We start from the raw sequence: 26,437 nt of genomic DNA, 5'->3' as shown, positions 1-26,437 counted from the left end.
CCGGGAGTTTCTCCATGCTTCGCACCATGTTCAAGTCCAAGATCCACCGGGCCACCGTGACGCAGGCCGACCTGCACTACGTCGGGTCCGTGACCATCGATGCCGATCTGCTCGACGCCGCCGATCTGCTGCCCGGGGAGCTCGTCCACATCGTGGACATCACCAACGGGGCCCGGCTCGAGACCTACGTCATCGAGGGCGAGCGCGGGTCCGGAGTGATCGGGATCAACGGGGCCGCCGCGCATCTCGTGCACCCCGGGGACCTCGTGATCCTCATCAGCTACGCGCAGGTCGAGGATGCCGAGGCGCGGGCACTGAAGCCGCGCGTCGTGCACGTGGACGGTGACAATCGGATCGTGGAGCTGGGTGCGGATCCTTCCGCGCCGGTGCCGGGTACGGATCAGGAGCGCAGCCCGCATTCGGTGGCTGTCTGAGCTGAGGGAGCGGGGCCGTGGTGATAGAGCTGGTGGACGAGCGGAAGGCCGGGCGGCTGCTGGCCGTCGAGGACCGGCGGGTGGTCGGGTTCATCGCGTACTTCGTGCTCGCCGCGCAGCCCCACGCCCTGGTGGCGGTGCACACCGTCGTCGAACCCGGGCACGAGGGGCGGGGGATCGGCGGGGAGCTCGTCAAGGGGTTCTACGCGATGGCCGAGGGGGAGGGCGTGCCGGTCGTGCCGCTCTGTCCCTACGCCGCCGCGTGGGCCGGGCGGCATCCCGAGCTGGCGCCCGAGGCGCCGGCGGGGGTGGCCGCCGCCGCGCGGGCGCAGCTGGAGCAGGACGCCGATCTGTGGTGACGCTGACCCTTCTGCACACCTCCGCGGTGCACGTGCCCGTTTTCGATGCGCTGGGGGAGCGGGAGCACCCCGGTGCCGTGCTGCGGCACCTCGTGCGGCCCGGGCTGTTGGAGCGGGCCCGGGAAGTGGGGCCGGAGGGGGTGCGGGCCGAGGTGCGGGAGGTGCTGGCGGGGCTCCCGGGGCCCGTGCTGGTGACCTGTTCGACCATCGGGGGTGTCGCCGAGTCCCTCGCCCCCGAGCTGGGGTACCCGGTGCTGCGGGTGGACCGGGCCATGGCCGCGCGGGCCGTGGTGACGGGGGAGCGGATCGTGGTGCTGGCCGCCTTGGAGTCGACCCTGGGGCCGAGCGTCGAGCTCCTCCGCGAGGAGGGGGCCGAGGGCGTGCGCGGCCAGGTGGTGCCCGGGGCCTGGGAGCTGTTCGAGGCCGGGGACGAGGGCGGGTACCTCCGTGCCGTGGCGGGCGCCGCCGATGGGGTGACGGGCGCCGACGTCATCGTGCTGGCGCAGGCCTCGATGGCCGGGGCGGTACCCCTGGTGCGCACGCGGATCCCCGTGCTGGGCAGTCCGGCGCTGGGGCTCGCCGCCGCGCTCGCCGGGGGGCGTACCGGCTGAGATCGGGGGAAGGTGGGCCTTATGGTGCGAAACCTTGAGCAGACGCAGCCCCCCGTGCCCGAGCCGGACCCCGTCCCCGGCCCGTTCCCCCCGCTGCCGGACCCCGGACCCGTCCCGCGCCCGGTGCCCCCCGTACCGGGGCCCTTCCCGGAGCCGGACCCGGTGCCCCCGCCCCCCGGACCCGCGCCGATCCCGCAGCCCGGCCCGCTCAGCTGACGGGCCTGACCCGGCGGGCCCTCGCGCGGCGCCCCCGGGAACGGTGGAAGGGAGGGGAGGGGACATCGGATCCGCGGATTCGCCGGACTCCGGCAGCGGGACTGTGCGATCGTCAACTCACGCCGCCCTACGGCTGGTTGTCGCCCTTGTCAGCTCATCGGGCCGCCGTTAGGTTGTGCGGTTCCTGATGTCTTCCAGGGGGGCTCCCATGGGTGTACGGGGCCGGCACCGCCGGTACCAGCCGAGCAGCATCAACCGGGCCTCGCTCGTCGTCACCGCAGGTGGCGCCGGGATCGCGCTCCCCCTCATCGGCGCCACGGACGCGCAGGCCGCCTCCGTGGACACCTGGAACAAGGTCGCCGCCTGCGAATCCACCAACAACTGGCAGATCAACACCGGCAACGGCTACTACGGCGGCCTGCAGTTCAGCCAGAGCACCTGGCGTGAATTCGGCGGCACCGCCTACGCCCCGCGCGCGGACCTCGCCACCAAGGCCCAGCAGATCGCGGTCGCCGAGAAGGTGCTCAAGGGCCAGGGCCCCCGGGCCTGGCCCGCCTGCGGACCGCAGGCCGGGCTCAGCCGCAGCGGGCCGGCTCCCGCACTGGACACCAAGGCCCTCCCGAAGCAGGCGGCGAAGCCCGCCGCCAAGCCGGCGGCCCAACCGGCCGCGAAGCCCTCGGGACAGGCGCACAAGGACCTGGTCCAGCCGACCAAGGCCACCACCCCGACCCCCGTCGCCATGCCCCGCCCGACCGGCACCACGGTCCTGCCGAACCCGTACGTGGTCGCCCCCGGGGACTCCCTCTCGACGATCGCCTCCGAGCAGCACGTGGAGGGCGGCTGGCAGGCCCTGTACGAGACGAACCGGTCCACCGTCGGCGGCAACCCCAACATGATCTTCCCGGGCCAGCGCCTCACCCTCAGGGTGACCACCGCCCCGCCCGCCCAGAACCCCGAGAAGCCGCCGCGCACCGCCGAGCCGGTCAAGCCCGTGGAACCGGCCGCTCCCAAGCCGGAGCAGCAGAAGCCCGAGCAGCCGAAGCCCGAGCAGCCGAAGCCCGAGCAGCCGAAGTCGGAGCAGCCCAAGCCGCAGCCCGAGCAGTCCAAGCCCGCCGAGAAGCCCAAGCCCGAGCCGGCCGCCAAGCCCGCCGGCAAGCCCGTCTCAGCGGAGCAGAAGCCCGCCGCGGGCGGCGGAGCCTTCACCGCCCCCGTCGACGCCGGGATCGGCACCGCCTACCGCGTCGCCGGATCCTCCTGGTCCAGCGGCTACCACACCGGCGTCGACTTCCCGGTGCCCACCGGCACCAGCGTCAAGGCCGTCGGACCCGGCACGGTCGAGTCGGCCGGCTGGGCCGGGGCCTACGGGTACCAGGTCGTCATCAGGCACGCCGACGGCCGCTACTCCCAGTACGCCCACCTGTCCGCGCTCGGCGTCAAGGCCGGCCAGCAGGTCTCCGGCGGCCAGCGCATCGGCCGCTCCGGCTCGACCGGCAACTCAAGCGGCCCCCACCTTCACTTCGAGATGCGCACCGCCCCCGGCTACGGCTCCGACATCGACCCCCTGAAGTACCTCCGGAACAAGGGCGTCGGAATCTGACCCCCGCACGTGCGGCGGCACGGCCGTGAGCAGGATCAGGCCGGCCGCCGCCAGCGCGCCGCTCGCCAGCGCCGCCACCGCCCCGGCGGTCCCGTACCGGAACCCCTCGTCGAACAGGGAGACCCCGACCGCCGCCGCGACCACCGGGTTGACCACCGTCACCGTGGCCAGCGGCGCGGTCAGGCCCGCCCCCCGGTAGGCCGCCTGCGACAGCAGCAGCCCGCCGGAGGCCAGTGCGGCGATCGCCGCCAGGTCCGGCCACAGGGCGCCGAGCGCCCCCGGCGTGAAGCCCTCGGCCACCGACTTGGTGAACACCGAGGCCATGCCGAAGGCCGTACCGGCCGCCGCGGCCAGCAGCACGCTGCGCAGCACCGCACGCCGCATCCGCCCCGCCGCCAGGACCAGCCCCGCCGCCCCGGCCGCCGTCACCGTCAGCAGCAGGCTCCGCTCGCCGCCCACCAGTGCCTGCCGCCCCGCACCCTCCCCGCCGGTCAGGGCCAGCAGCCCCGCCAGCCCTGCCGTCGCCAGCAGCGCCCCGCGCCAGGCGGCCGCGCCCGCCCGGCGCCGTACGAACACGGCCGCCATCGGGAGCGCGAAGACGATGGTCAGCGCGCCCAGCGGCTGCACCAGGCTCAGTGGCCCGAACGCCAGCGCCACCACGTGCAGCAGCGCCCCGAGGCCGTTCAGCGCGACCGCTGCCCACCAGCCGGCGCGCCGCAGCGGCGCGTAGGGGCGGCGGTCGGGCGAACTCGCCGCCACGCGTTCCTGGAGGATCGCGCCGCCCGCGTACGCGACGGCGGAGACCAGGCAGAGCAGAACCGACAGGGCCAGGGCACTCATGAGATCCACCATGCCCCAAAGGGACGCGCCGTTCATCCGCCCGGGGACCCCTTGATCGCGGGCCGAGTCATCCTCGTGGCATACACCAGCGGGAGTACGCGCAAGCCGCCCGAGGGGGTCGAAGGGCCTTGATCCCCTCCATACCGTGACAGGTCACTCGCGGTCCGTGAGCCGGGCGGGAACGGGTTTGGACCCGGGCGTGTCGGATCCGTACAGTTTCCGTTTTGGGGACTTCCGCAGCAGGCGGACGCGGACGAGCGAACAGGGAACGGCAGCGGCCATGACGGTGACCGAAGACAACCACGCATACGGGCCGGGCATCGACCCCGAGCGCCTCGCCGTCTGCCTCAGCGTGCTCGACGAACTCGACGAGATCGACGTCGACCACCCCGACGCCATCACCGTACGCCGCGCCACCGCCGGCATCTACCGCACGGTGAAGCAGCGCCGCCGCCAGGAGCGCCGCGCCGCCAAGACCGCCAACGACAAGGCCGTCACCGAGGCGACCGCGACCGGCTCCGCCGAGCGCATCGACGACGAGACCGAGGGCATCCTGCCCTCCTCCGTCACCGAGGCCGGCCGGATCGCCGGGATACTCCAGCGCCCGCGCTCCTGCTACGTCTGCAAGACGCGGTACGTCGAGGTCGACTACTTCTACCACCAGCTCTGCCCGGACTGCGCCCTCGTGAACCGCGCCAAGCGGGAGGCCCGCGCGGACCTCACCGGCAAGCGCGCGCTGCTCACCGGCGGCCGCGCCAAGATCGGCATGTACATCGCGCTGCGGCTGCTGCGCGACGGCGCCCACACCACGATCACCACCCGCTTCCCCAAGGACGCGATCCGCCGCTTCAAGGCGATGGAGGACTCGGCCGACTGGATGCACCGCCTGGAGGTCGTCGGCATCGACCTGCGCGACCCGGCCCAGTCCGTGGCCCTCGCCGAGCAGGTCGCCGCGGCCGGCCCGCTCGACATCCTGATCAACAACGCGACGCAGACCGTGCGCCGCCTCCCCACCGCGTACGCCGCGCTCGTCGAGGGCGAGAGCGCCCCGCTGCCGGCCGGCGAGCTCCCCGCCCACCACGTCATCGGCGCCTTCAACTCGGGTGCGGTCGACGGCCTGGCGGCGCTGCCCGTCGGTGTCAGCGGCCTGGAGGCGCAGAAGGTCGCCGACCTCGCCCTCGTCGCGGGCAACGCCAGCCTGGAGCGGCACCTCGCCGGCACCGCCATCGACGCGGGCGGCCTGCTGCCGGACGTCGTCGACAGCAACACCTGGGTCCAGACCATCGACCAGATCTCCCCGGTCGAGCTGCTGGAGACCCAGCTCTGCAACTACACGTCGCCGTTCATCCTGATCAGCGCGCTCCGTCCGTCGATGGCCGAGGCCGCGCGCAAGGCGTCCAGCGGGCGGGCCTACGTCGTCAACGTCTCCGCGATGGAGGGCGTCTTCAGCCGCGGCTACAAGGGCGCCGGGCACCCGAACACCAATGCCGCCAAGGCCGCGATGAACATGGTGACGCGGACCAGCGGCCAGGAGATGTTCCAGGCCGACGGCATCCTGATGACCTCGGTCGACACCGGCTGGATCACCGACGAGCGCCCGCACTTCGACAAGCTGCGCCTGGCCGAGGAGGGCTTCCACGCCCCGCTCGACCTGGTCGACGGCGCCGCCCGCGTCTACGACCCGGTCGTCCGGGGCGAGGCGGGCGAGGACCTCTACGGGGTCTTCCTGAAGGACTACGCCCCCGCCAACTGGTAGCAGGCCCACGAGGGGCCGGCCGTCCCGCCGGGACGGCCGGCCCCTCACTCGTACGGGCGAACCGTCCCGTGGATTCCGTAGGCCCCCGCCGCGACCAGTTCCAGCAGCGGCCGCCAGTCCTCCACCACCCCGGCGTCCAGGCCCGACGTGCCGCCCGCCCGCACCGCCTGGCGCAGCGCCTCGGCCGCCGCGTCCCCGGCCGCGTCCGGCCCGTCGGCCCTTGCCAGGCGGGCCACCCGGTCGCCCAGCAGGGGGCGGACCGCCTCCGCCGCGTCGCCTCCCCGGGCGGCCAGCGGCGGGCCCAGGAAGTGCACCAGCCCGGCCACTTGGAGCTCCTTGTCGAAGGGGTGCGAGCGGCGGAGCAGGGCTGCCGTCTGGAGCCCCCGGCCGCTCCGGTGCGCGTGCAGGAGTTCCATCAGCTCGTCGACACTGTCGATCGTGGGCAACCCCGACATAGCCACAACGGCTCCCTCCGTCGTCCGCGCGCACGCGCCACCGCCGACGAGCAGATCAGCCCCGGCGGACACGCCGGTGTACGACTTCCTGAACTCGGGGCGAAAACAAGCGGTCCGGCGCGGATTTTACCGTTCCATCGAGCGGGCCCCCGCTCATATGTGTACCCTAAGGCGCAAGGAGCCCCCACCCGGGCACCCGCTCCACCAAGGCGCCACCGCGTCCGGACGAACCACTGAATCCCCCTATCCGGCGCGCGGTCCCGCCCGCCGGGTTACGCGACACAAGGGAGTGCGCGGTGACTGAGACCAAGAAGACCGACCCGACTCTGGAGCTCACGGGACGGGGAACGATCACCCGGTCCGACGAACTCGGCAGCCTCGAGGTCTGGGCCCGCTCGGCCCCCATCCGGCTGGCCGGCTACGAGGACGACCTGGCGGAGCCGCACATCCTGCCCGGCATCGACTGACGGCCCCGGCCCGCAGAACGCGGCCGCGCCCCCGCGCCCGACGGCGACGGGGGCGCGGCACGTTCGGCGCCCCGCCGCCGCCGGTTCCCGCAGGCCCTACGCCGTCAGCGTCATCGCCGTGGGCGATCATGCCTTCCGCCGCCCCGCGGCGCCCGGCAGAGTCGGACCCATGAGACTCCTGATGCTGGGTGGGACCGAATTCGTCGGGCGCGCGATCACCGAAGACGCCCTGGACCGGGGCTGGGAGGTGACCGTCTTCCACCGGGGGCACCACGCGCCCCCGCCCGGCACCACCGCGCTGCACGGCGACCGCACCGCCCCCGGCGGCCTCGCCGCCCTCGCCGGAGGCGAGTGGGACCTGGTCGTCGACACCTGGAGCGGCGCCCCCACAGTGGTCCGGGACAGCGCCCGCCTGCTCTCGGCCCGGGCGGGACGGTACGCGTACGTCTCCAGCCGCTCCGTGTACGCATACCCCGCCCCCGCCGGCCTCTCCGAGGACGGCCCGGTGGTCGACGGCTCGCCCGACGCCGGTTCCACCGCCTACGCCGAGGACAAGCGGGGCGGGGAGCTCGCCGCCCTCGACGCCTTCGGCGACCGCGCCCTGCTCGTGCGCGCCGGGATGATCCTCGGCCCGTACGAGAACGTCGGCCGGCTGCCCTGGTGGCTGGACCGCGCCGCCCGCGGCGGCCCCATGATCGCCCCCGGCCCCCGTGACCTGCCGCTCCAGTACATCGACGTGCGCGACCTCGCGCACTGGACCCTGGACGCCGCCGCGGCCGGCCTCGGCGGCCCGTACGACCTCGTCTCGCCGTCGGGGCACGCCACCACGGCCGGCTTCCTCGAAGCCTGCGCGGCCGTCACGGGAGGCGGCGCGGAGCTCCGCTGGACCGACCCGGAACGCATCGCGGAGGCGGGCGTCGAGCCCTGGACCGAACTGCCCTGCTGGATGCCCCCGGGCGAACTGCACGACTACATGTTCGGCAGCGACGTCAGCAAGGCCCTCGCCGCCGGACTGGTCTGCCGTCCGGTCGAGGAGACCGTCGCCGACACCTGGGCCTGGCTCCGCTCGATCGGCGGCGCGGCCCCGCTGCGCCCGGACCGGTCCTCCAAGGGCCTCGCCCCCGAGCGGGAGGCGGCCCTACTCGGGCTCTGACGAGGCGGCCTCCGCGAGCCGGGTCGGCGGCAGGTACTCGCGCAGCAGCCGGCGGTGCCACCAGGCGCCCGTCTCGCGCAGCTCCCGCCAGGTCGTGAACCGGTAGCGGTACAGCCTGGCCCGCACGAACCGCGGCGGGGCGTCCGGGAAGGGGTTGTGGCGGATCAGCCGCAGCGTGTCCCGGTCGCCCGCCAGCAGCCGCTCCACGAACGGCCCGAACCAGTCCCGGGCGTAGCCGGGGGAGAGCGCCGCGAACCACATCAGCCAGTCGAGCCTGAGGTGGTACGGGGCGAACTGGCGCGGGATCCGCCGCAGTTCGGTCGGCTTCCCCTTGAAGCCGTACTCGCGCCAGTCCCCGTCCTCCCGGGGGACGCGGTCGGCGGTGCCCTCGACGACCACCTCGTCGCGGATCCGGCCGACCGTGCCGAAGGCCCCGTACGTGTTGACCAGGTGCAGGGAGTCGAAGGAGCGGTTCATCACCTGGCGGCGCGAGACCAGGTTCGCCACCGGATGCCGGCTCAGCGCCAGCACCAGCACGGTCACCGCGCACACCAGGACCGCGTACCAGACGGGCGCCCCGCGCGAGGCCGCGGCGGGCGGCGGGCCGGCGATCCCGGTGAAGTCCACCGCCGAGAGGGCGAGGGTGATCGTCAGCCAGTTCAGCCAGGCGAAGTTCCCGGACAGCACCAGCCACAGCTGGGTGGCCACCATGACCCCCGCCGCGTACGAGGCCACCGGCTGCGGGGTGAACAGCAGCACCGGTACGACCAGTTGGGTGAAGTGGTTCGCCGCGCACTCCACCCGGTGCAGCGGCCTCGGCAGGTGGTGGAAGAACCAGCTCAGCGGGTTCGGCATCGGCTGCGTCTCGTGGTGGTAGTAGAGGCACGTCAGCCGGCGCCAGCAGGCGTCGCCCCGCATCTTGATCAGCCCGGCGCCGAACTCCACCCGGAAGAGCACCCACCGCAGCAGCCACAGCACCAGCACGGGCGGCCCGGCCCGGGCGTTGCCGAGGAAGACGGCGAGGAAGCCGACCTCCAGCAGCAGGGACTCCCAGCCGAAGGAGTACCAGGTCTGGCCCACGTTGACGATGGAGAGGTACAGCAGCCACAGCACCGCCCACATCCCCATGGCGGCGCCCAGCGGCACCAGGTCCCCCGCCCCGGCGGCCAGCGCCGCGGCCACCGCGGCCCCGGACCAGGCGCAGCAGGCGAAGAGCCGGTCCGAGTAGCGCAGTTGGAACAGGCTCGGGGCGCGGCGGAAGGGCACGTACCGCACGTAGCGCGGGACGGGCAGCATGCCGTGCGCCCCGATCAGTGCCCGGAACTGCAGGGCGGCCCCGACGAAGGCGAAGACGTAGACACCGGCCAGGGCCCGCTGGAAGACCAGCCGGCCCAGCCAGTAGCCGGGCGCGGTGAACCACTCCATCGCCTCCAGTATCCGGCGGCGCTCCGGTTGCGGCACCCCGGGACATGGGGCAGACAAGAGGGAGCAACCGGGGCGAAAAGGGAGAGCAGCGTGAACGACCTGAACGACGTGCCCGCACCGACATCCCGTCAGGCAGCGCGCCGTCAGGCACCGCGCCGTCACGTACCCGCCCGCACGGCCCTCTTGGCGGCCCTCGGCCTCATCGCCGCCGGCTGCTCCGGCACCGCCCCCGAACAGACCAAGGGTCCGGTCCCCGAAAACCTGGAGCTCACCCTCCAGCCCGTCGGCGCGGCCGGGCCCGACCCCTTCACCCCCTCGTCCGCCACCGCCGAGTCGGCCCCCGTCCAGCCCCCGCTGCCCAACGCGACCGGCCGCGGCATCCGCACGGTGGGCGCCGCCACCCCCGGCCTGTACGGCGGCACCAACCGCCTCGGCAGCTGCGACGTGGAACGCCAGGTCGCCTTCCTCACCTCCGACGCCGCCAAGGCCGGCTCCTTCGCCCAGGCCGCCGGGATCGAACAGGAGAAGATCCCCGAGTTCCTGCGCGCCCTCACGCCCGTGGTGCTGCGCGCCGACACCCGCGTCACCAACCACGGGTTCCGGGACGGCCGGGCCGAGGGCTACCAGTCGGTGCTCCAGGCGGGGACGGCCGTCCTCGTCGACGACCACGGCATGCCCCGGGTGCGCTGCGGCTGCGGCAACCCCCTCGCCGCGCCGCGCTCCGCCAAGGGGAACCCGGTGCTCAAGGGCGACCAGTGGAACGGCTACCAGCCGACGCAGGTCATCGTCATCGAGCCGACCATCCAGGTGATCAAGCGGCTGGTCATCGTCAACGTCGCCGACAACACCTGGATCGAGCGCAAGGCGGGCGACGACGGCGCCCAGGACAAGCCACCCAGGACCCTTCCCCCCTACGACCCGGCCGACGGCATCCCGAACGCCCCCGCGACCCCGGCCGACGACCCCTGCGCGGGCGCGGAAGCGGACGGCCGGGCCCGGACCACCCCGCCCTCCTCCCCGCCGCCGGCCGGCCCCCCGACCCCCTCGGCCGGCCCCTCGGCCGCGGGCCCGGACGGGCCGCCCGCCCAGGACCCCGCCCAGCCCCCGCTGCCCGGCCCCGACGCCCCGGCCCCGGGCGAGCCCCCCGCGTCGGACCTGATCCCGCCGCCCGGCCTGGACGCGGGGGAGCCCCCCGCCTCGGACCTGGTCCCGCCGCCCGGCCTGGACCCGGCGACGCCCCCCGCCGGCCCCGGTGCGGCCGGCCCGCCGGCCGCGGACCCCGCCGGCCCGGGCGCGGCCGCCCCCTCGCCCAGCCCCAGCCCCTGCCCCTCCGCCGCCGGCACCGTCCCGCGCGCCCCCGCCGCCCCGCAGGACGTCCCCGGCGGCCTGCCCCCGACCGACGGCCCCGCCGCCACCCCGCCCGACGCGGGCGGCGACCTCCCGCGCGACCTGCCCGGCAACGTCCCGCCCGACCAGGCCCCGACCTACACCCCGGACGACGGCCCGGGCACCGGCGGCACCGATCCCGCCCTGCCCCCGGACGCGGCCGATCCCGCCGCCCCCGACGGCTTCCCCGACGGGCAGCAGGTCACCGACCAGCCCCCGTACCTGGAGAGCGCCTGACGCCGCGCTGTGTCATGGTGGACCGGTGCCGAGCACCGTATCGCTGCCGGAGGACTGGCCCGCACACGCGGACCGTTCCCTGTCACTGAACCGGATGGGCAGTTTCGACTGGGACCTGGTCACCGGGCTCATGCACATGGACGCGGCAGCCCTCGACGTCTTCGACACGACCCCGGACGAGTACGACGGACGGCCGGGATCGCTCTCCCCGCGCGTCCCGCCCGCCGAGTCCGCCCGGCTCGACGCCCTCGTCTCCAGCGCCCTCAAGAGCGGCGTCGACACCTACGGCGCGTACTTCCGCATCCGCTGCCGCGACGGGGCCCTGCGCTGGACCCACACCCAGGGCCGCGTCATGCGCGGCCCGGACGGCCGCCCGTACCGGATCATCGGCATCGTCCGCGACGCCACCGAGGAGCTGAGCCACTCCGCCGAACGCCTCGGCCTCGACGAGGAGCGGCGGCGCCAGACCACCGTGGTCGAGAGCACCACCGCCGCCCTCGCGCACGCCCGGACCGTACGCGACGTCATCGACGTCATCGGCGACGCCCACGGCCTGGAGCGGCTCGGCTCCATGGGCATGGTGATGGGCCTCGTCGAGGCCGGCCGGATCCACCTGGTGGCCGAAGGCCCCGCCGACAGCTTCGTCCCCGGCACCCGCTACACCCGCGTCGACGAGCAGTACCCGATGAGCGAGGTCGTCCGCTCGCTCCAGCCCCGCTTCCTCGACTCCGCCGAGGAGTTCGCCGAGGGGTACCCCGACCTCTGGTCGAAGATCTCGTACATGAAGATATCGGCCGCCGCCTACCTGCCGCTGATCGCGCAGGCCCGGCCGATCGGCGCGATCGGGCTGCTCTACCAGGACAAGGACGGCTTCACCCAGGACGAGCGGAACCTGCTCGTCGCCCTCGGCAGCAGCATCGCCCAGAGCCTCCAGCGCGCCATGCTGCTGGAACAGGAGCACGACCTCGCCGAAGGCCTCCAGCAGGCCATGCTGCCCCGCCGGATCCCGGACGTCCCCGGGGCACAGATCGCCGTGCGCTACCGGTCCGCCCGGATGGGCCGGGACATCGGCGGCGACTGGTACGACGTCATCCCGCTGCCCGGCGGCCGGGTCGGCGCCGTCATCGGCGACGTGCAGGGCCACGACACCCACGCCGCGGCCGTCATGGGCCAGCTGCGCATCGTGCTGCGCGCGTACGCCGCCGAGGGGCACTCGCCGGGCACGGTGATGGCCCGGGCCTCGGTGTTCCTGTACGAACTGGACACCGACCGCTTCGCGACCTGCACCTACGTGGAGGCGGACCTCTCCACCGGCGTCCTCCAGCTGGTGCGCGCCGGCCACATCGACCCGCTCCTGCGCACCCGCGAGGGGGAGTGCCGCAGGCTGCCGGTGGAGGGCGGGATGCCGCTGGGCCTGTCGGCGGAGTTCGGGCGGCTGGAGTATCCGGTGACCACCGTGGAACTGGACCCGGGCGAAACGCTCGTGCTGTGCACGGACGGACTGGTCGAACTGCCCGGCGCCGACCTCGACGACGGCATCAGCCTGCTGACGTCCATGGTCAAGGGCGGCCCGGCCGACCTCCAGCGGCTCGCCGACCGGCTGTGCGAGGTCGTCGACGACCGGGGCGGCGACGACGACATGGCCCTGCTCCTGCTGCGCCGCCAGGGCGAGGACATCCGGCCCGGCGGCGGCCGGCTCCAGCAGCACGTCGCCCCCGGGGACCCCGAGGCGCTCGTCGCCGCCCGGCACATGATCGGCGCGGCGGTCCGCTCGTGGGGCGCGCGGGAGCGGGCCGACGAGATCGAGCTGGTCGCGGACGAGCTGATCGTGAACGCCCTGATGCACACCGACGGCCCCGCGATCGTGACCCTGCGCGTCCTGGCCGGCCCGGAGCGCCGGCTGCGGGTGGAGGTGGAGGACCGCTCCAGCGCCCTCCCGCGCCGCCGGGAGGCGGGGGAGGCCGGGGTCTCGGGGCGGGGCCTGATGCTGGTGGACCGGCTGGCGGACGTCTGGGGCGTGGAGTCCAGGGGGAGCGGCAAGTGCGTGTGGTGCGAGTTCGTGATGGGCTGAGCCGCCTGCCCTCCGGGCCGCACCAGCCACCCCGGGCCGGCGCCGTTCCGGGGCGTTCCGGTCGCGGGCGGCGGTCGGGGGCGGGAGGCTGGGAGGGTGCCCGAGCTGCCGGAGGTCGAGGCCCTGAGGGAGTTCCTCGACGAGCACCTCGCCGGGCGGGTGGTGGACCGCGTCCTCCCGCTCGCCGTCAGCGTGCTCAAGACGTACGACCCTCCCCCCACCGCCCTCGAAGGGCAGCCCGCCGGCCCCGTGGCCCGCTACGGCAAGTTCCTCGCCCTGCGCGTCGGCGGGCTCCACCTCGTCACCCACCTGGCCCGGGCCGGCTGGCTCCGCTGGCGCGAGGAGTTCCCCGCGCAGCCGCCCCGCCCCGGCAAGGGCCCGCTCGCGCTGCGCCTCCTGCTGGAGGGCGGCGGCGGCTTCGACCTCACCGAGGCCGGCACCCAGAAGCGCCTCGCCGTGTACGTCGTGCACGACCCCCGGGAGGTCCCGGGCATCGCCCGCCTCGGCCCCGACCCGCTCGCCGAGGGGTTCGGCCGGGAGGCCTTCGCCGCGCTGCTGGCCGGGGAGCGGCGGCAGATCAAGGGCGTGCTCCGCGACCAGGGCGTGATCGCCGGGATCGGCAACGCGTACAGCGACGAGATCCTGCACGCCGCCGGGGTCTCCCCGTTCAAACTGGCCGCCTCCTTCGACGAGGAGCAGGTCACCCACCTGTACGGGGCCGTGCGGGACACCCTGCGGGCGGCCGTCGAGCGGGCCCACGGGCTGGCGGCGCAGGACCTGAAGGCCGAGAAGAAGAGCGGGCTGCGGGTCCACGGCCGGGACGGCGAGCCCTGCCCGGTGTGCGGGGACACCCTCCGCTCGGTGTCCTTCGCGGACTCCTCGCTCCAGTACTGCCCCACCTGCCAGACCGGCGGCAAACCGCTCGCGGACCGCAGGCTCTCCCGCCTCCTCAAGTGACCGGGGTCCTGCGTAGACTCCGGCACCATGGCCGAGCAGCAGCCGCCGCCCCGGCGGGAGATCGTCACCGGCGTGCCGCGCGGCGCGCGGCGCCGTCCTCCGGCGCACACCCCCGCCCGCTCGGAGATCTCCGAGCAGACCAGCCTCGGCGCCACCTACGTACGGGCCCTGATGCGCAGCCAGCTGCGCGCGGGGCTGGGCGCGCTGGCCGTGCTGGCCCTCGTGCTGGGACCGCTGCCGCTGGCCTTCCTGCTGCCCCGGCCGGCCGCTGGCCCGCTGGTCTGGGTCGCGCTCGGGCTGGTGGCGTACCCGGTGATGTGGCTGATCGCCCGCTGGTACGTGGGCCGGGCCGAGCGCAACGAGGCCGACTTCACGGGCCTGGTGACGGACCCGGCCGAGTCGGCGTAAGGCCGGCCCGGACGCCCCCTAGAACAGGTGCATCGCCAGGTGCCCCAGCGGCAGCCCGAGCTGCCAGGCCGGGGTCCAGACGCGGGCGTTCTCGTCCAGGGCCGGCGGGGTGTCGGCTCCGTCGTGGCGTCCCGGGTCGAGGTTGGTGGCGAAGAGTTCCGTGCGGTCCAGCCAGCGCCACGCCGCCCGGGCCAGTTCGAGGTCCGGGTCCTCGCCGCGGCCGCGCTCGCGGGCCTCCTCGCCCAGCGCGAGGAACCGGGTGTGGACCCAGTCGCGCCAAGGGTGCCCGTACGCCGTCAGGGAGAGCCACTCGTCGAGCTGCGAGACCACCCGGATCCCGGACAGTTCGCCGGCCGCGTCCGAGAGGTAGATCGTCAGCGCGAGCGTGTCGCGCCCGGCCCGGAACTCCAGCGTGCTCGCCGGGATCAGCCGGCCCGTGCGCAGCAGCTCGTCGGCGATGTACTCCGCGTAGAGCCACGCCATGGGAACCGCCAGTCCGCCGTCGCTGGTGCCGTTCATACCCTCGGGCTGCACCGTGCCACCCTCTCCCGCGTGTCGAGCCTGCCGCCGTCATCCCCGAGCCTTCACCGGACGGCTCGCGCAACGGGGGATGTTTACTCAACTTGCACGGACTGGTGCCGATATCGGTGTGCTCCGTGTCCGGATCGTGCGCATCGCGGGCGTTCCTTGAGTGTTTCTCCACCGCTCCCGCGGCGGCCCCGGCGCCGGCTCAGGCGCCGAGCCCGTACCCCTGGAGGCCCTTCCGCAGGGCGCGCAGGGCGTAGTACGTACGGGACTTGACCGTCCCGGCGGGTATGCCGAGCTCCGCCGCGGCCTCTGCCACCGAGCGGTCCTGGAAGTAGACCTGCATCAGGACGGCCCGGTGCTCCGGCCCCAGGCTGCCCACCGCCCGCCGGACGTCGATCGCGGTGACCGACCCGGCCACGGCGTCCTCGGGGGCCGGTGCCTGCTCCAGACCGTCGGGGTCGACCTCCTGGGGCCGCGACAGCCGCGCCCGGCGGGCGTCGATCGCCAGCCGCCGCGCCACCGTGAACAGCCAGGGCCGCATGGACTCGTGCCCGGTCGTCAGCACCTCCGGGTGCTGCCAGACGCGTACGAGGGTCTCCTGGACGAGGTCCTCGGCGCGCTGGGCGTCCCCGTGCGTGAGGCCGAGCAGGAATCCGAACAGGGCCCGCCCGTGTTCGCGCTGGAGTTCCGCGAGCGCCTCGGGTTCCGTGCGCTGGAGGGTGGGGGAGGGCGACACGAGTGGCTCCTTCCGGGTCCGGGGTCCGCTGGGCTGCCGGGCCGCGGGCCCGCACTGCGGGCCGGGCCGCGCACCGGGCCGTGGGGCTCGGGCCGTGGGCCCGGGCGGTGGGCGTCCCACTCACCCTCACCTGCACGGAGCCGCCCGGGAACCGTCCGGCGGGGGCGTTGCGCCCAAGACCCCGGGTCGTCCGGTGGGCGGCCGCGCCGGGCGGTGAACGGTCGAACGGCGCGGCGAACGGCCGTCGGCCGTCGGGGTGGCGCACGGCCGGTGGGCGGCGCCGCTCCTTGACTTGAAGGCCCTTCTCCTATGGATTTCGTTTGATCCGACAGTCCTACGAACGGGAGCTGGGATAGATGACCAAGCGCACCCGGCGGGCCCTCGCCCTGCTGACCGCCCTGCTGCTCCCGGCGTCGGCGGCGGCCTGCTCCGCCACCGGGGACCGGTCCCCGGCCCGCCTCGGCTCCAGTGCCGCCGGAGCCCCCGCCGGCACGGCCCCGGCCACCTCCTCCGCCGCCCGGGGGTTCACCCTGGTCGCGAGCGGCGACGTACTCCCGCACACCTCGGTCATCAAGCGCGCGGCAGCCGACGCCGGCGGCGACGGGTACGACTTCCGGCCGATGTTCTCCAAGGTCAAACCGGTCGTCGTGGCGGCCGACCTCGCCCTGTGCCACATGGAGACCATCTACGGCGAGGACGACGGCCCCTTCAGCGGCTACCCCGCCTTCGTCTCCCCGCCCACCGTCGCCGACGCCCTCAAGGACGCCGGGTACGACGGCTGCTCCACCGCCTCCAACCACACCCTGGACGACGGCGCCGAAGGGCTGAAACGCACCCTCGACCGCTTCGACCGGGTCGGCCTCGGCCACGCCGGCTCCGCCCGCACCGCCGCCGAGGCCGCGAAGACCACCCTCTACACGGCGGGCTCCGCGAAGGTCGCGCACCTCGCGTACACCTACGACACCAACGGCTACCCCATGCCCGACGGACAGCCGTGGGCGGTCAACCTGATGCGCCAGGACAAGATCCTCGCGGACGCCCGCGCGGCCCGGAAGGCAGGGGCGGACGTCGTACTGGTCAGCATCCACTGGGGCACCGAATGGCAGACCGAGCCGGACGAGACCCAGCTCTCCCTCGGCAAGGCGCTCACCGCCTCGCAGACCGGCGGACGCCCCGACATCGACATGATCCTCGGAACGCACGCCCACATCCCGCAGGCCTACGAGAAGGTCAACGGGACCTGGATCGTCTACGGGATGGGCGACCAGGTCGCCGGCGAGATGTTCAACCACTCGGGCGCGCGCGACATGCGCGGCAACTACGGCTCCATCGCCCGCTTCACCTTCGCCCCGCCCGCCGCCCCCGGACAGCGCTGGCGGGTGACCGGGGCCGAGTTCGTCCCGCAGATGATGGACCTGTCCATCGGCCGGGTCGTCAACCTGCCCGCCGCCCTCGCCGAGGACCCGGGCGACGAGGAGTACGAGAGCGCCGACGAGGCCGTCACCGAGGCCGTCCTCAGCCGCGGCGCCGCCAAGGACGGCCTCAAACGCGCCCGGTAGCCGCCGCCGGGGGGGTGTCCACGGAGCAGCGCCGTCCGCCCGCGGGGCGGGCGGGACCTCGCGGACCCCCCTGGGGGCACCTCCCAGCGGTAGCCGGGGGAGCCGCGGGGCCGCCCTCCGGGCGACGACGGGAGTTTGACGACGGGCCCTACGGCACGACCGTCACCGGCCAGCGGCCCGCCTTCACCAGGCGGACCGCGACCGAGCCCACGATCCGGTGCCCGGCCTGCTCCGAGGCGCCCACCACCACCGCGTCCGCCCGCAGCTCCTCCGCCGCGCTCACCAGGCCCGCGTAAGGGTCCCCGCGGAAGGTGTGGAACTGCCAGCGCACCTCGAAGATCCCCTTCAGGCGCTCGGCAGAGGCCCGGATCTCAGCCACCAGCCCCTCGGCGATCTCCCCGGTCGTGTCCGCCACCGGCGCGCCCAGCGCGGCCCCGGCGGCCAGCACCGGCTGGACGTACACCAGGGCCAGCAGCGCGTTCTGCCGCCGGGCCAGCCCCGCCGCGTAGGCCGCCGCCCGGAGCGAGGACTCCGAGCCGTCAACCCCGGCGAGGATCACCTTCGGTCCGTCGGTACCCCGCTCGAATCCCGTGCCCACGTGCTCCGTCACCCTCCCGAGGCTATCGGGTTCGGCGAGCGGACCGGCGCGGCCCTCCCTACAGTGCCAAGCATGAGTGCCACGCTGGAGGAGACCCGGGGGACCCGCAACCGCTTCCTGCACCGGGTCCCGGACGCCTTCGGGGCGTTCTTCGGGACCCTGGGCCTGGTGTGCGCGCTGCTGGCGCTCTCCCCGACGCTGCGCAGACTGCTGCGGCCCGTGGTGCGCTTCCTCGACGACTTCGTGGTGCCGGTCAGCGAGAACCTCGCGTACGCCGTCTTCCTCTTCCTCCTCGCCGCCGCCCTCGGCACCCGCAAGAAGATCGCCTGGTGGATCGTCGTCACCTATCTGGCCCTGCTGATCCTGGTCGACCTGCTGATCATCGCCGACGGGGACTTCTGGATCGGCGGCCCCTCGATGGTCCTCGCGGTGGCCGCGCTCGGCGTCCTCGTCGCCGCCCGCAAGGAGTTCTACGCGGCCTCGCGCCCCGGCGCCGTCTGGCGGGCGATGCTGGTCCTGGGCCTCGGGCTGCTCGGCGCCGTGTTCCTCGGCTGGGCGCTCGTGGCGCTCTTCCCCGGGACCCTGCCCAAGGGGCAGTGGCTGGACTGGGCCGCCAAGCAGGTCTTCGGCGGGCTGTTCTCCGCCCGGCAGTTCGACGGCCGCCCGCCCCGGCCGCTCTACTTCCTGCTCGGCCTCTTCGGCGCCCTCGCCCTGCTGAACGCGGCCGCCACCCTGTTCCGCTCGCAGCGGCTGACCGCCGCCCTGCACGGGGACGAGGAGCCCCGCATCCGGGCGCTGCTGGGCGCCTACGGACGGGCCGACTCCCTCGGCTACTTCGCCACCCGGCGCGACAAGGCCGTCGTCTTCGCCCCGAACGGCAAGGCCGCCGTCACCTACCGCGTCGAGGCCGGCGTCTGCCTGGCCAGCGGCGACCCGGTGGGCGACCCCGGCGCCTGGACCCCCGCCATCGACGCCTGGCTCGCCGTCGCCCGCCGCTACGGCTGGCAGCCGGCCGTGATGGGCGCCTCCGAGGTCGGGGCGACCGCGTACGCCCGTTCCGGGCTGAGCGCCCTCCAGCTCGGCGACGAGGCCATCCTGCACGTCGCCCACTTCGACCTCGACGGCCGCGACATGAGGGTCACCCGGCAGGCCGTCAACCGGGTCAGGCGGACCGGCGCGACCACCGTCATCCGCCGCCACTCGGCCCTCACCGAGGAGGAGATGCGGACCATCGTCGACCGGGCCGACCGCTGGCGCGACACCGAGACCGAACGCGGCTTCTCCATGGCCCTGGACCGGCTCGGCGACCCCGAGGACGGGGACTGCCTGCTCGTCGAGGCCTTCGACTCGGGCGGCGAGCTGATCGCCCTGCTCTCCTTCGTCCCCTGGGGCCGGGACGGGATCTCCCTCGACCTCATGCGCCGCGACCGCTCCGCCCCCAACGGGGTCATGGAGTTCATGGTGGCCCAGCTGTGCGCGGCCGCCCCCGGCCTCGGCGTGCACCGGATCTCCCTCAACTTCGCCGTGTTCCGCTCCGCCTTCGAGGAGGGCGGGCGGATCGGCGCCGGCCCGGTGCTCAAGCTGTGGCGCAGGCTGCTGCTGTTCTTCTCCCGCTGGTGGCAGCTGGAGGCCCTGTACCGCTCCAACGTCAAGTACGGCCCCGAGTGGTACCCGCGCTTCCTGTGCTACCAGGACGCCGGCTCGCTGGCCCGGGTCAGCCTCGCCTCCGGCATCGCCGAGGGCTTCGTCTCCGTACCCAGCATGCGCAAGCTCTGGGGCAACGGCCACGCCAAGGGTCTCACCGCCCCCGCCAACACCGCCGGGCTGCCCGCCATCGACTCCCTGGGCCTGGACCTCGTCGGCGAGGACGGCGACCGGGCCCCCGCCGAGCGGATGCCCGAACAGGTCCGGGTCCGGCACGCCAAGCTGGAGCGGATCCGGGCCGCCGGAACGGACCCCTACCCGGTCGGGATCCCGCAGCGCACCCACACCGCCGCCGCACTCCGGGCGGCCCACCCCGGCCGCACCCCCGGCGGCCGCAGCGGCGAGCGGGTCACCCTCGCCGGGCGGGTGATGGTCGTCCGCGACCTCGGCGGCGTGGTCTTCGCCGTGCTGCGCGACTGGACCGGCGACGCCCAGCTGATGTTCACCCGCGACGAGTCCGGCCCCGACGTGCTGGACGCCTTCACCTCCCAGGTCGACTTCGGCGACCACGTCCTCGCCACCGGCGAGGTCGGCGCCAGCCGCAGCGGGGAGCCCTCCGTCGTCGTCGGCTCCTGGCAGCTCACCGGCAAGTGCCTGCGCCCCCTGCCGGACAAGCGCAAGGGCCTGGCCGACCCCGAGGCCCGGGTCCGGCGCCGCTACCTCGACCTCGTCGCCAGCCCCGACGCGCGGGACGTCGTACGCGCCCGCTCCAGCGCCGTGCAGGCACTGCGCCAGGGGCTGCTGGACCGCGGCTACCTGGAGGTCGAGACCCCGATGCTCCAGCAGATCCACGGCGGGGCCAACGCCCGGCCGTTCCGCACCCACATCAACGCCTACGACCTCGACCTGTACCTGCGCATCGCCCCCGAGCTGTACCTCAAGCGGCTGTGCGTCGGCGGCATGGAGAAGGTCTTCGAGATGGGCCGCACCTTCCGCAACGAGGGCGTCTCCTACAAGCACAACCCCGAGTTCACGATGCTGGAGGCCTACCAGGCCTTCGCCGACTACGACGTGATGCTCGACCTCACCCGGGAGCTGATCCAGGGCGCCGCCACGGCCGCCTTCGGCTCGCCCGTCGCGCACAAGGCGGGCCCCGACGGCAAGCTCGTCGTCCACGACATCTCCGGGCCCTGGCCGGTCAAGACGATGTACGGGGCCATCGGCGAGGCCCTCGGCGAGGAGGTCGACGCCGACACCGAGGAGCACGTGCTGCGGGTGCTCTGCGACCGGGCGGGCGTACCGCACGGCCCCGACGACACCCGCGGGGACGTGGTCCTGGAGATGTACGAGCGGCTCGTGGAGGAGCGGACGAAGCTGCCCACCTTCTACAAGGACTTCCCGACCGACGTCTCCCCGCTCACCCGGCAGCACCGCAAGGACCCCCGGCTGGCCGAACGCTGGGACCTGGTGGCCTTCGGCACCGAACTGGGCACCGCCTACTCGGAGCTGACCGACCCCGTCGAGCAGCGCCGCCGGCTGACCGCCCAGTCGCTGCTGGCGGCGGGCGGCGACGCCGAGGCGATGGAGCTCGACAACGACTTCCTCGACGCCCTGGAGTACGCGATGCCGCCCACCGGCGGACTCGGCATCGGCGTCGACCGGCTGGTCATGTTCCTCACGGGCCTGACGATCCGCGAGACGCTGCCGTTCCCCCTGGTGCGACAGGGCTGATCAACGGGGTGGCTGGTCCGAGGGGGTGACGGGGGCGGGGCGCGTCCGCGCCTCTCGACATCTCCGGCGATGTCGTTGATACGTAGTAATAATGAAAAATGACGAGCCGACAGTGGGACGACGCGTGCTCCTGCGTACCGCCGTCTTCCTCGGAATCGCCGCCGCCTCCGGACTGCTCAGCGCCGGCGAGGACGGCCCCCGGGGCGGGTCCACGGCCGGCGCCCCCGCGCCCGGCACCCCCGCTCCCGCCCCCGGAGCCCCGGGCCTGCGCCCCGAAGGGCCCCCGGACAAGTCCTACCGGCTGCGGCCCATGACCGCCGAGGCGCCCGCCCGGCCCCCCGCCGCCAAGCCCGCCGTCCGCACCCGGCCCATCCTGGAACTGCCCGCCGGGCCGGACACCGGCAACGCCATGGTGCTCACCTTCGACGACGGCCCCGACCCCCGCTACACCCCCGCCGTCCTCGACACCCTCGCCCGGTACGGGGTCCGGGCGATGTTCTTCGTCTGCGGGGAGATGGCCACCGAGAACCGCGACCTGCTGCGCCGGATGGCCTCCGAGGGCCACGTCATCGGCAACCACACCTGGACGCACCCGCTCATCCCCAGCCTCTCCCGGTCCGCCCTGGAGGCCGAGATCGGACGCACCAGCGAGGTCGTGCAGCAGGCGGTCGGGCAGGCGCCGCTGTGGTTCCGGGCGCCCTACGGAGCGTGGAACCGGGCCGCCTTCGAGATCGGCGCCGACCTCAACATGGAGCCCTTCGCCTGGACCGTGGACACCCTCGACTGGAAGGAGCCCGGGAGCGCCACGATCGTCTCCCGGGTGCTGTCGGGCGCCGGGCCGGGAGTGGTCGTGCTGAACCACGACGCCGGCGGCGACCGTTCGCAGACCGTCAGGGCGCTGGAGGCCTACCTGCCCCAGCTGATCGGGCGCGGCTACCGGATGACGCTGCCGACCCGCTGAGGCCGGCGGCCCGGCCCGCTCCCGCCGGGGGAGCGGGCCGCGCGGCGAACCGCCGCGTCAGCGGGCCGCCACCATCCGGGCGAAGACGACCACGTTGCCGTCGTAGCCCTTGGCCTTGGAGTAGCTGCCGCCGCAGGTGATCACGCGCAGCTCCGGGTGGCCGGTGTCCCCGTACACCCGGGAGCCGGGGAAGGCCTGCTTCGAGAACACCTCCACGCCGTACACCTCGAACACCGCGGTCCGCCCGTCGTAGCGCTCCACCTCGATGCGGCTCCCCGGCTTGAGCGAGCCGAGGCCGTAGAAGACCGCCGGGCCCTGCGCGTTGTCCACGTGGCCCACGATCACCGCGGAGCCCTGCTGGCCCGGCGAGATGCCGTTGAGGTACCAGCCCGCCAGGTTCCGGTCCTGCGGCGGCGGGGCGTCGATCCAGCCCTGCGCGTCCAGCCCGACCGTCATCACCGGCGCGTCCACGTTGATCGTCGGAATCCGGATGCGCTGCACCGACGAGTGCTCCAGCACCTCCAGGTCCGCCGGCGGCCTGGGCGCCTGGGCCGGCAGGTGCTCCGCGCGCGCGACGGCCGCCGCGGCGGCCGGCTGCGGCGGGCCTTCCCCGGCGTCCGCCCCGTTCCTCATCATGGCGAGGCCGCTGAGCATGACCAGCGCGAGCACTCCCCAGGGGGAGCGTCTCCTCGGCCGCTGCTCGTACTCGTCCTCGGTCATGGCTCTCCCTTCCCGACGCGGGGGTCCCGACCCGCGTTCCAGTCCCTCCCCGGTACGCCCTTCTTCACGCACGCTAAGGGTGCACGCCCGGGACGGCGATCGGGGAAGGGCGAACGGGTGGCCTCGTCCGGTCGGGGTGCGCCCATCCAGGTATTCGTCACATAAATGCCTGACGGCTCATGACCTGCGGATCCGTCAGATGATCAGTGCGCGCTTCGGCGTGTCGCTCAACCGGGCGGCCCAAAGGCGGAAATGCGCTGGTTGCGCCGCGCCCCGAGGGTTCGTGATGGGAGGCGTTCTCGTCGATCTGCCCGGGCCACCGCTCCGGGGCGCTTCCCGCTGGAGGTTCCACCATGCGTGTTCTGCGCGCTCTCACCGTGACGGCGGCCGCCTGCGCCGCCATCGGTCTCAGTGCCCCGTTCGCCGCCGCGAACTCGCCGCAGGGCGGCGGCAACGGGCCCAGCAACGTCACCGTCAACCCGTACTCCGTGCACCAGGGCGCCTCGATGCAGGTCAGCGCCTCGGGCTGCGGCCACGGCGGCACGGTCTGGTCGAACGGCAACTTTCCGCAGACCAACCTCTCGGCCGGCTCCATCGGCTTCGCGACCGTCCGGATCTTCAACCACGCCTCGCCCGGCAACCACACGCTGTCCGTCAAGTGCCACGACAACAGCCTGGTCGCCACCCACCGGTTCACGATCCTGCCGGGCAACGGAGCGCAGGGCGGCCTCGGCGGCTCCTTCGGCCCGTCCACCGCCGAGACGGCCATCGGCGCGGGCCTCGTCGGCGCCGCCGCGCTCGGCGCGGGCGCGCACGTGATCCGCCGCCGCCGTCCGGTCGGCTCCCGGGGCTGACGCACCCGCCGGCCGCGGCCACGGTACGCCCCGGGTCCCGGACCCGGGGCGACCGGCCGGCGGTACGGCTGCGGTGCGGGTCAGTGGCCGCGCGACGGGCGGCGCCGGCGCACGGCGTACGCGGTACCGCCCGCGGCGGCGGCGAAGAGCGCGGCACCCACCCCGAGTTCCACGGGGTCCATCCCGGCCACGCTGCCGCCGAGGCCGCCGCGCACGCCGAGTGCGGCCGGGGTGCTGCGCTGGGCCGAGACCGGGGCCGAGGCGCGCGCGGTGGGCGTGATCCGGGCGGCCGGGGCGGTGCGCACGGCCTTGGGAGCGGCCGTGGCCGTGGCCGTGGCGGTGGCGGTGGGGGCGGTGTCTCGCGGCCGGACACCCGTGGTGGGCTCCGCGGCGGGGGTGCGGCGGACGCCCGTGGTGGAGCTGGTGCTGGGCGTCGAGGTCGCGCCGGCGATGGTGAGGTCGGCGGAGCCGTTCTCCCCGTTGCAGGTGAAGGTGACGGAGTACAGGGCTCCGCGGCGGGCGTCCCGGTCCACCGTGACCCGGACGGTCTGGCCGCGCGGGATGCTCACGGTGTCGAAGACGCCGGAGGAGGCGGTGGCGTACGCGGCGTCGCAGTCGCTGACCGACAGGATCACCTGGCCGCCGGGGGCGACCGTGGACGGGATGAGGGCGAAGGCGAAGGAGGTCACGGGCGCGGCCTGGGGCGCCGGGGCCGCGGGCGCAATGCCGGGTGCCATGGCAGCGGGCGCGCAGAACGCGCCGAGCGCGATGAGGGCGCCGGCGCTGAGCAGGGCGGTGGCGGAGCCGCGTATCGCACCCATGGTCGGTCCTCCGGATCCCCGGGGCGCACTCGCGCAGCGTTTGCGCAGGTGGGGGTCGTGCACCTCGTTGTCCGCCACGCTAGGCGCCGGTCCGGTGACCCGCGATCAGGAGCGGGCGAATGGGGCACGGCCGTAGGCCGAACCGGCGACGGGGGGCCCGCTCCCGGTTTCCGGGGAGCGGGCGCCCGTTCAGCTTTTGAGGTCCAGGTGCGGGAACTGGGCGAGGAACGGCTCCGCGGTGGCGGAGATGCCGCGCCCGAAGGGCGAGTCGAAGTCCCAGATGAGGAAGAGCAGGAAGGCGATCAGCGCGCTGAACAGGCCGGCCAGCAGCATCTCGCGGAAGGAACGGCGGATCTGCAGGGTGAAGATCAGGCCCACCGTGACCAGGGCCCCGGCGATCAGCCCGAACCACACGACGCCGGGCATGGTGGCCCCGGCGCTCTGGCCGCGCGCGTTGCGGGCGTCGTCCACGATCGCGACCTGGTCGACCAGCGGCTGGTAGGCCTGGCCCTCGTGGTCGGTCTGCGGCTCGTAGTCGGTGACGTCGCGGCGGATCTTCTCCAGCAGCTCCCCGCTGCGTTCGGTGACGTCCTCGCCGTCGGCCATCCTCTGCCACTCCGTGTCGACCACGTAGGTCACGTACGCGTCGACGTCGGCGCGGATCCGCCCGCGCACCTCGGCCGGGTAGACCTGGGAGCGGACGCTGATCTCGTGCAGGGCCTGCGCCTCCTGGCGCACGTACTCCTGGGCGGCACCGCGGCCCTCCCAGACGCCCGCGATCGCCAGGCCCAGGACGATCGCGTAGATCACCCCGATCATCATCGTCATGTACTCGATGACGTCCGGGGTCTCGTTCGGATCGTCGTCCTCGCCGATCCTGCGGTGGTTGAAGAAGGCGATGGACAGCACCACGGCACAGGCCGCGGCCATCGCGAGGGACAGGACGAGCCATTCCGACAAGATGACTCCCAATCGATGAGCGGTGAACGCGGCCTAGCGCGGGCGCAGCGCGACGATCGCGAGCACGGCGGGGGCGGCGGTCATGAGGGTGAAGGTGACCGGTGAGATGTGGTGCTCCACCGGCTTGCGGGCGGGGGTGTGGTAGCTGGGGCGGGCGACGGGCTTGGGCTTGGGCGCGGGGGCCGGCGCCGGCGGGGGCGGCGGCTCGGGCGCGGGCGGTGGCGGCGCGGGCGCCTTGTACACCCGGGGCGGCGCGGGCGCCGGTGGCGGCTTCGGGGCCGGTTCGGGCGGTGGCGGCGGGGCCGGGGCGGGCCGGGGCGGCTCGGGGGCCGGCTTCGGCGGCGGTGGCGGAGTGGGCTTGGGCGGCGGCGGCTTCGGCGGCGGAGTGGGCGGAGGTGGCGGCGGCGGTGGCGGCGGTGGCGGCTTGGGGGTCGGCTTGGGCGGGCACGGCGGGGGAGGCGGCGGGCAGTCGTGCGCGTGGCCCTTGCCGCGGTGGCCGCAGGTGTGTCCGTTGCCGTGGCCGCCGTGATGTCCGCCACCCAGGCCGGCCCCGCTGCCGCCGCTGCCGGCGTACGCGTACAGCTCGACGAGGGTCCCGCCGTCCGCGGAGCCGACCGTCGCGTAGGCGCAGCTATCGGCCACGGCCGGCGCGGCGGAAAGCGATGCCCACAGCAGGACCGGGACCGCCAGCAGGCGTCTGGCTAAGGCTCTGTTCACCCCGGGAGCATGGGCCCGCGCGCGCCCACGCACGCGAGGCCCGGTATCGGTTCGCCTGATCGGGTGGAGTGTGGAGCGTAGATGTTTGAGCCAGCTCCGGACCGCTTCCAAGTGTTCGCGGTCGAAATCTCACATCGTATTTGTCGGTTTCTTCTTCGCAGGTGGCGGGGTCCGCACGTGCCTTTGGTGTGTGACCAAGAACGGACCGCCAATTTCCGCTTTTGCTCGCCCTGTTG

General features: G+C 74.3%; 25 protein-coding genes. 15 read left to right on the top strand and 10 right to left on the bottom strand.

Annotated elements, in window-relative coordinates; all coding sequences use genetic code 11:
- Positions 1-14: 14 nt before the first annotated feature.
- The 4 genes from panD to ACQKM2_RS03115 all read left to right on the top strand — a co-directional run bounded on the left by panD (position 15) and on the right by ACQKM2_RS03115 (position 3,217).
- Positions 15-434: an aspartate 1-decarboxylase gene (gene panD / locus ACQKM2_RS03130; protein ID WP_125818283.1), complete on the top strand. Its 420-nt coding sequence runs from the start codon at positions 15-17 to the stop codon at positions 432-434.
- 17 nt (positions 435-451) lie between these two features.
- Positions 452-793, top strand: coding sequence for a GNAT family N-acetyltransferase (locus ACQKM2_RS03125; RefSeq protein ID WP_427705959.1), 342 nt, complete (start codon positions 452-454; stop codon positions 791-793).
- Positions 790-1,404, top strand: coding sequence for an arylsulfatase (locus tag ACQKM2_RS03120; RefSeq protein ID WP_427705957.1), 615 nt, complete (start codon positions 790-792; stop codon positions 1,402-1,404). The genes ACQKM2_RS03125 and ACQKM2_RS03120 overlap by 4 nt, the downstream gene beginning before the upstream one ends.
- 424 nt (positions 1,405-1,828) lie before the next feature.
- A complete protein-coding gene (locus ACQKM2_RS03115) occupies positions 1,829-3,217 on the top strand; it encodes a transglycosylase family protein (protein WP_427705955.1) in 1,389 nt (462 codons plus the stop codon).
- On the opposite strand, the gene ACQKM2_RS03110 is transcribed toward ACQKM2_RS03115, so the two are convergent.
- Positions 3,116-4,057 carry a DMT family transporter gene (locus ACQKM2_RS03110; RefSeq protein ID WP_427705953.1) on the bottom strand — a complete coding sequence of 314 codons (942 nt, stop codon included), beginning with the start codon at positions 4,055-4,057 and terminating at the stop codon, positions 3,116-3,118. The two genes, ACQKM2_RS03115 and ACQKM2_RS03110, sit on opposite strands and share 102 nt — an antisense overlap.
- 280 nt (positions 4,058-4,337) lie before the next feature.
- On the opposite strand from ACQKM2_RS03110, the gene ACQKM2_RS03105 reads away from it, so the two are divergent.
- On the top strand, positions 4,338-5,813 hold the full coding sequence (locus ACQKM2_RS03105; RefSeq protein ID WP_427705951.1) for an SDR family NAD(P)-dependent oxidoreductase: 1,476 nt from the start codon (positions 4,338-4,340) through the stop codon (positions 5,811-5,813).
- Between the two features lie 44 nt (positions 5,814-5,857).
- Here ACQKM2_RS03105 and ACQKM2_RS03100 read toward each other — a convergent pair whose 3' ends face one another.
- A complete protein-coding gene (locus tag ACQKM2_RS03100; protein ID WP_427705949.1) occupies positions 5,858-6,268 on the bottom strand; it encodes a hypothetical protein in 411 nt (136 codons plus the stop codon).
- 296 nt (positions 6,269-6,564) lie between these two features.
- On the opposite strand from ACQKM2_RS03100, the gene ACQKM2_RS03095 reads away from it, so the two are divergent.
- Together ACQKM2_RS03095 and ACQKM2_RS03090 are read left to right on the top strand one after the other, a co-directional pair.
- Positions 6,565-6,735 (top strand): hypothetical protein, encoded by a 171-nt coding sequence (locus tag ACQKM2_RS03095; protein ID WP_185911298.1) that lies wholly within the window; start codon positions 6,565-6,567, stop codon positions 6,733-6,735.
- Positions 6,736-6,904: 169 nt separating this feature from the next.
- On the top strand, positions 6,905-7,888 hold the full coding sequence (locus ACQKM2_RS03090) for an NAD-dependent epimerase/dehydratase family protein (protein ID WP_427705946.1): 984 nt from the start codon (positions 6,905-6,907) through the stop codon (positions 7,886-7,888).
- Here the strand turns inward: ACQKM2_RS03090 and ACQKM2_RS03085 are convergent.
- Positions 7,874-9,313, bottom strand: coding sequence for a lipase maturation factor family protein (locus ACQKM2_RS03085; RefSeq protein ID WP_427705944.1), 1,440 nt, complete (start codon positions 9,311-9,313; stop codon positions 7,874-7,876). The genes ACQKM2_RS03090 and ACQKM2_RS03085 overlap by 15 nt on opposite strands.
- A gap of 90 nt (positions 9,314-9,403) precedes the next feature.
- On the opposite strand from ACQKM2_RS03085, the gene ACQKM2_RS03080 reads away from it, so the two are divergent.
- The 4 genes from ACQKM2_RS03080 to ACQKM2_RS03065 all read left to right on the top strand — a co-directional run bounded on the left by ACQKM2_RS03080 (position 9,404) and on the right by ACQKM2_RS03065 (position 14,372).
- Positions 9,404-10,936 (top strand): DUF6777 domain-containing protein, encoded by a 1,533-nt coding sequence (locus tag ACQKM2_RS03080; protein WP_427705942.1) that lies wholly within the window; start codon positions 9,404-9,406, stop codon positions 10,934-10,936.
- A gap of 7 nt (positions 10,937-10,943) precedes the next feature.
- A complete protein-coding gene (locus ACQKM2_RS03075) occupies positions 10,944-13,007 on the top strand; it encodes a SpoIIE family protein phosphatase (RefSeq protein ID WP_427706285.1) in 2,064 nt (687 codons plus the stop codon).
- A gap of 96 nt (positions 13,008-13,103) precedes the next feature.
- On the top strand, positions 13,104-13,964 hold the full coding sequence (locus ACQKM2_RS03070; protein ID WP_427705940.1) for an Fpg/Nei family DNA glycosylase: 861 nt from the start codon (positions 13,104-13,106) through the stop codon (positions 13,962-13,964).
- Between the two features lie 27 nt (positions 13,965-13,991).
- Entirely contained in the window at positions 13,992-14,372 is a 381-nt protein-coding gene (locus tag ACQKM2_RS03065) for a hypothetical protein (RefSeq protein ID WP_427705938.1), read from the top strand.
- 18 nt (positions 14,373-14,390) lie between these two features.
- On the opposite strand, the gene ACQKM2_RS03060 is transcribed toward ACQKM2_RS03065, so the two are convergent.
- Positions 14,391-14,891 (bottom strand): hypothetical protein, encoded by a 501-nt coding sequence (locus tag ACQKM2_RS03060; RefSeq protein ID WP_427705937.1) that lies wholly within the window; start codon positions 14,889-14,891, stop codon positions 14,391-14,393.
- A gap of 211 nt (positions 14,892-15,102) precedes the next feature.
- A complete protein-coding gene (locus ACQKM2_RS03055) occupies positions 15,103-15,636 on the bottom strand; it encodes a sigma-70 family RNA polymerase sigma factor (RefSeq protein WP_427705935.1) in 534 nt (177 codons plus the stop codon).
- A gap of 356 nt (positions 15,637-15,992) precedes the next feature.
- On the opposite strand from ACQKM2_RS03055, the gene ACQKM2_RS03050 reads away from it, so the two are divergent.
- Entirely contained in the window at positions 15,993-17,195 is a 1,203-nt protein-coding gene (locus ACQKM2_RS03050) for a CapA family protein (RefSeq protein WP_427705933.1), read from the top strand.
- A gap of 148 nt (positions 17,196-17,343) precedes the next feature.
- On the opposite strand, the gene ACQKM2_RS03045 is transcribed toward ACQKM2_RS03050, so the two are convergent.
- Positions 17,344-17,805, bottom strand: coding sequence for a universal stress protein (locus ACQKM2_RS03045; RefSeq protein WP_427705931.1), 462 nt, complete (start codon positions 17,803-17,805; stop codon positions 17,344-17,346).
- A gap of 60 nt (positions 17,806-17,865) precedes the next feature.
- Here ACQKM2_RS03045 and lysX point away from each other — a divergent pair, with 60 nt between their 5' ends.
- Positions 17,866-21,168: a bifunctional lysylphosphatidylglycerol synthetase/lysine--tRNA ligase LysX gene (lysX, locus tag ACQKM2_RS03040; protein ID WP_427705929.1), complete on the top strand. Its 3,303-nt coding sequence runs from the start codon at positions 17,866-17,868 to the stop codon at positions 21,166-21,168.
- Positions 21,169-21,259: 91 nt separating this feature from the next.
- A complete protein-coding gene (locus ACQKM2_RS03035) occupies positions 21,260-22,129 on the top strand; it encodes a polysaccharide deacetylase family protein (protein ID WP_427705927.1) in 870 nt (289 codons plus the stop codon).
- 57 nt (positions 22,130-22,186) lie between these two features.
- Here the strand turns inward: ACQKM2_RS03035 and ACQKM2_RS03030 are convergent, their stop codons facing one another.
- A complete protein-coding gene (locus ACQKM2_RS03030; RefSeq protein WP_427705925.1) occupies positions 22,187-22,849 on the bottom strand; it encodes a class F sortase in 663 nt (220 codons plus the stop codon).
- A 353-nt stretch (positions 22,850-23,202) separates the two neighbouring features.
- On the opposite strand from ACQKM2_RS03030, the gene ACQKM2_RS03025 reads away from it, so the two are divergent.
- The gene (locus ACQKM2_RS03025; protein WP_362464982.1) at positions 23,203-23,703 is read left to right on the top strand and encodes a hypothetical protein; all 501 of its coding nucleotides are present in this window, start codon (positions 23,203-23,205) and stop codon (positions 23,701-23,703) included.
- Between the two features lie 80 nt (positions 23,704-23,783).
- Here ACQKM2_RS03025 and ACQKM2_RS03020 read toward each other — a convergent pair whose 3' ends face one another.
- From ACQKM2_RS03020 to ACQKM2_RS03010, 3 genes are all read right to left on the bottom strand, one after another.
- Entirely contained in the window at positions 23,784-24,524 is a 741-nt protein-coding gene (locus ACQKM2_RS03020) for a hypothetical protein (protein ID WP_427705923.1), read from the bottom strand.
- A 189-nt stretch (positions 24,525-24,713) separates the two neighbouring features.
- A complete protein-coding gene (locus tag ACQKM2_RS03015) occupies positions 24,714-25,484 on the bottom strand; it encodes a DUF4239 domain-containing protein (protein ID WP_427705921.1) in 771 nt (256 codons plus the stop codon).
- Between the two features lie 33 nt (positions 25,485-25,517).
- A complete protein-coding gene (locus tag ACQKM2_RS03010; protein ID WP_427705919.1) occupies positions 25,518-26,126 on the bottom strand; it encodes a hypothetical protein in 609 nt (202 codons plus the stop codon).
- Between the last annotated feature and the right edge of the window lie 311 nt (positions 26,127-26,437).

It is taken from the genome of Streptomyces sp. NPDC004126 (assembly GCF_050275515.1).
Lineage (GTDB): Bacteria > Actinomycetota > Actinomycetes > Streptomycetales > Streptomycetaceae > Streptomyces.
The sequence above is the reverse complement of the archived record's forward strand: the minus strand, read 5'-3'. Positions and strand labels throughout refer to the sequence as shown.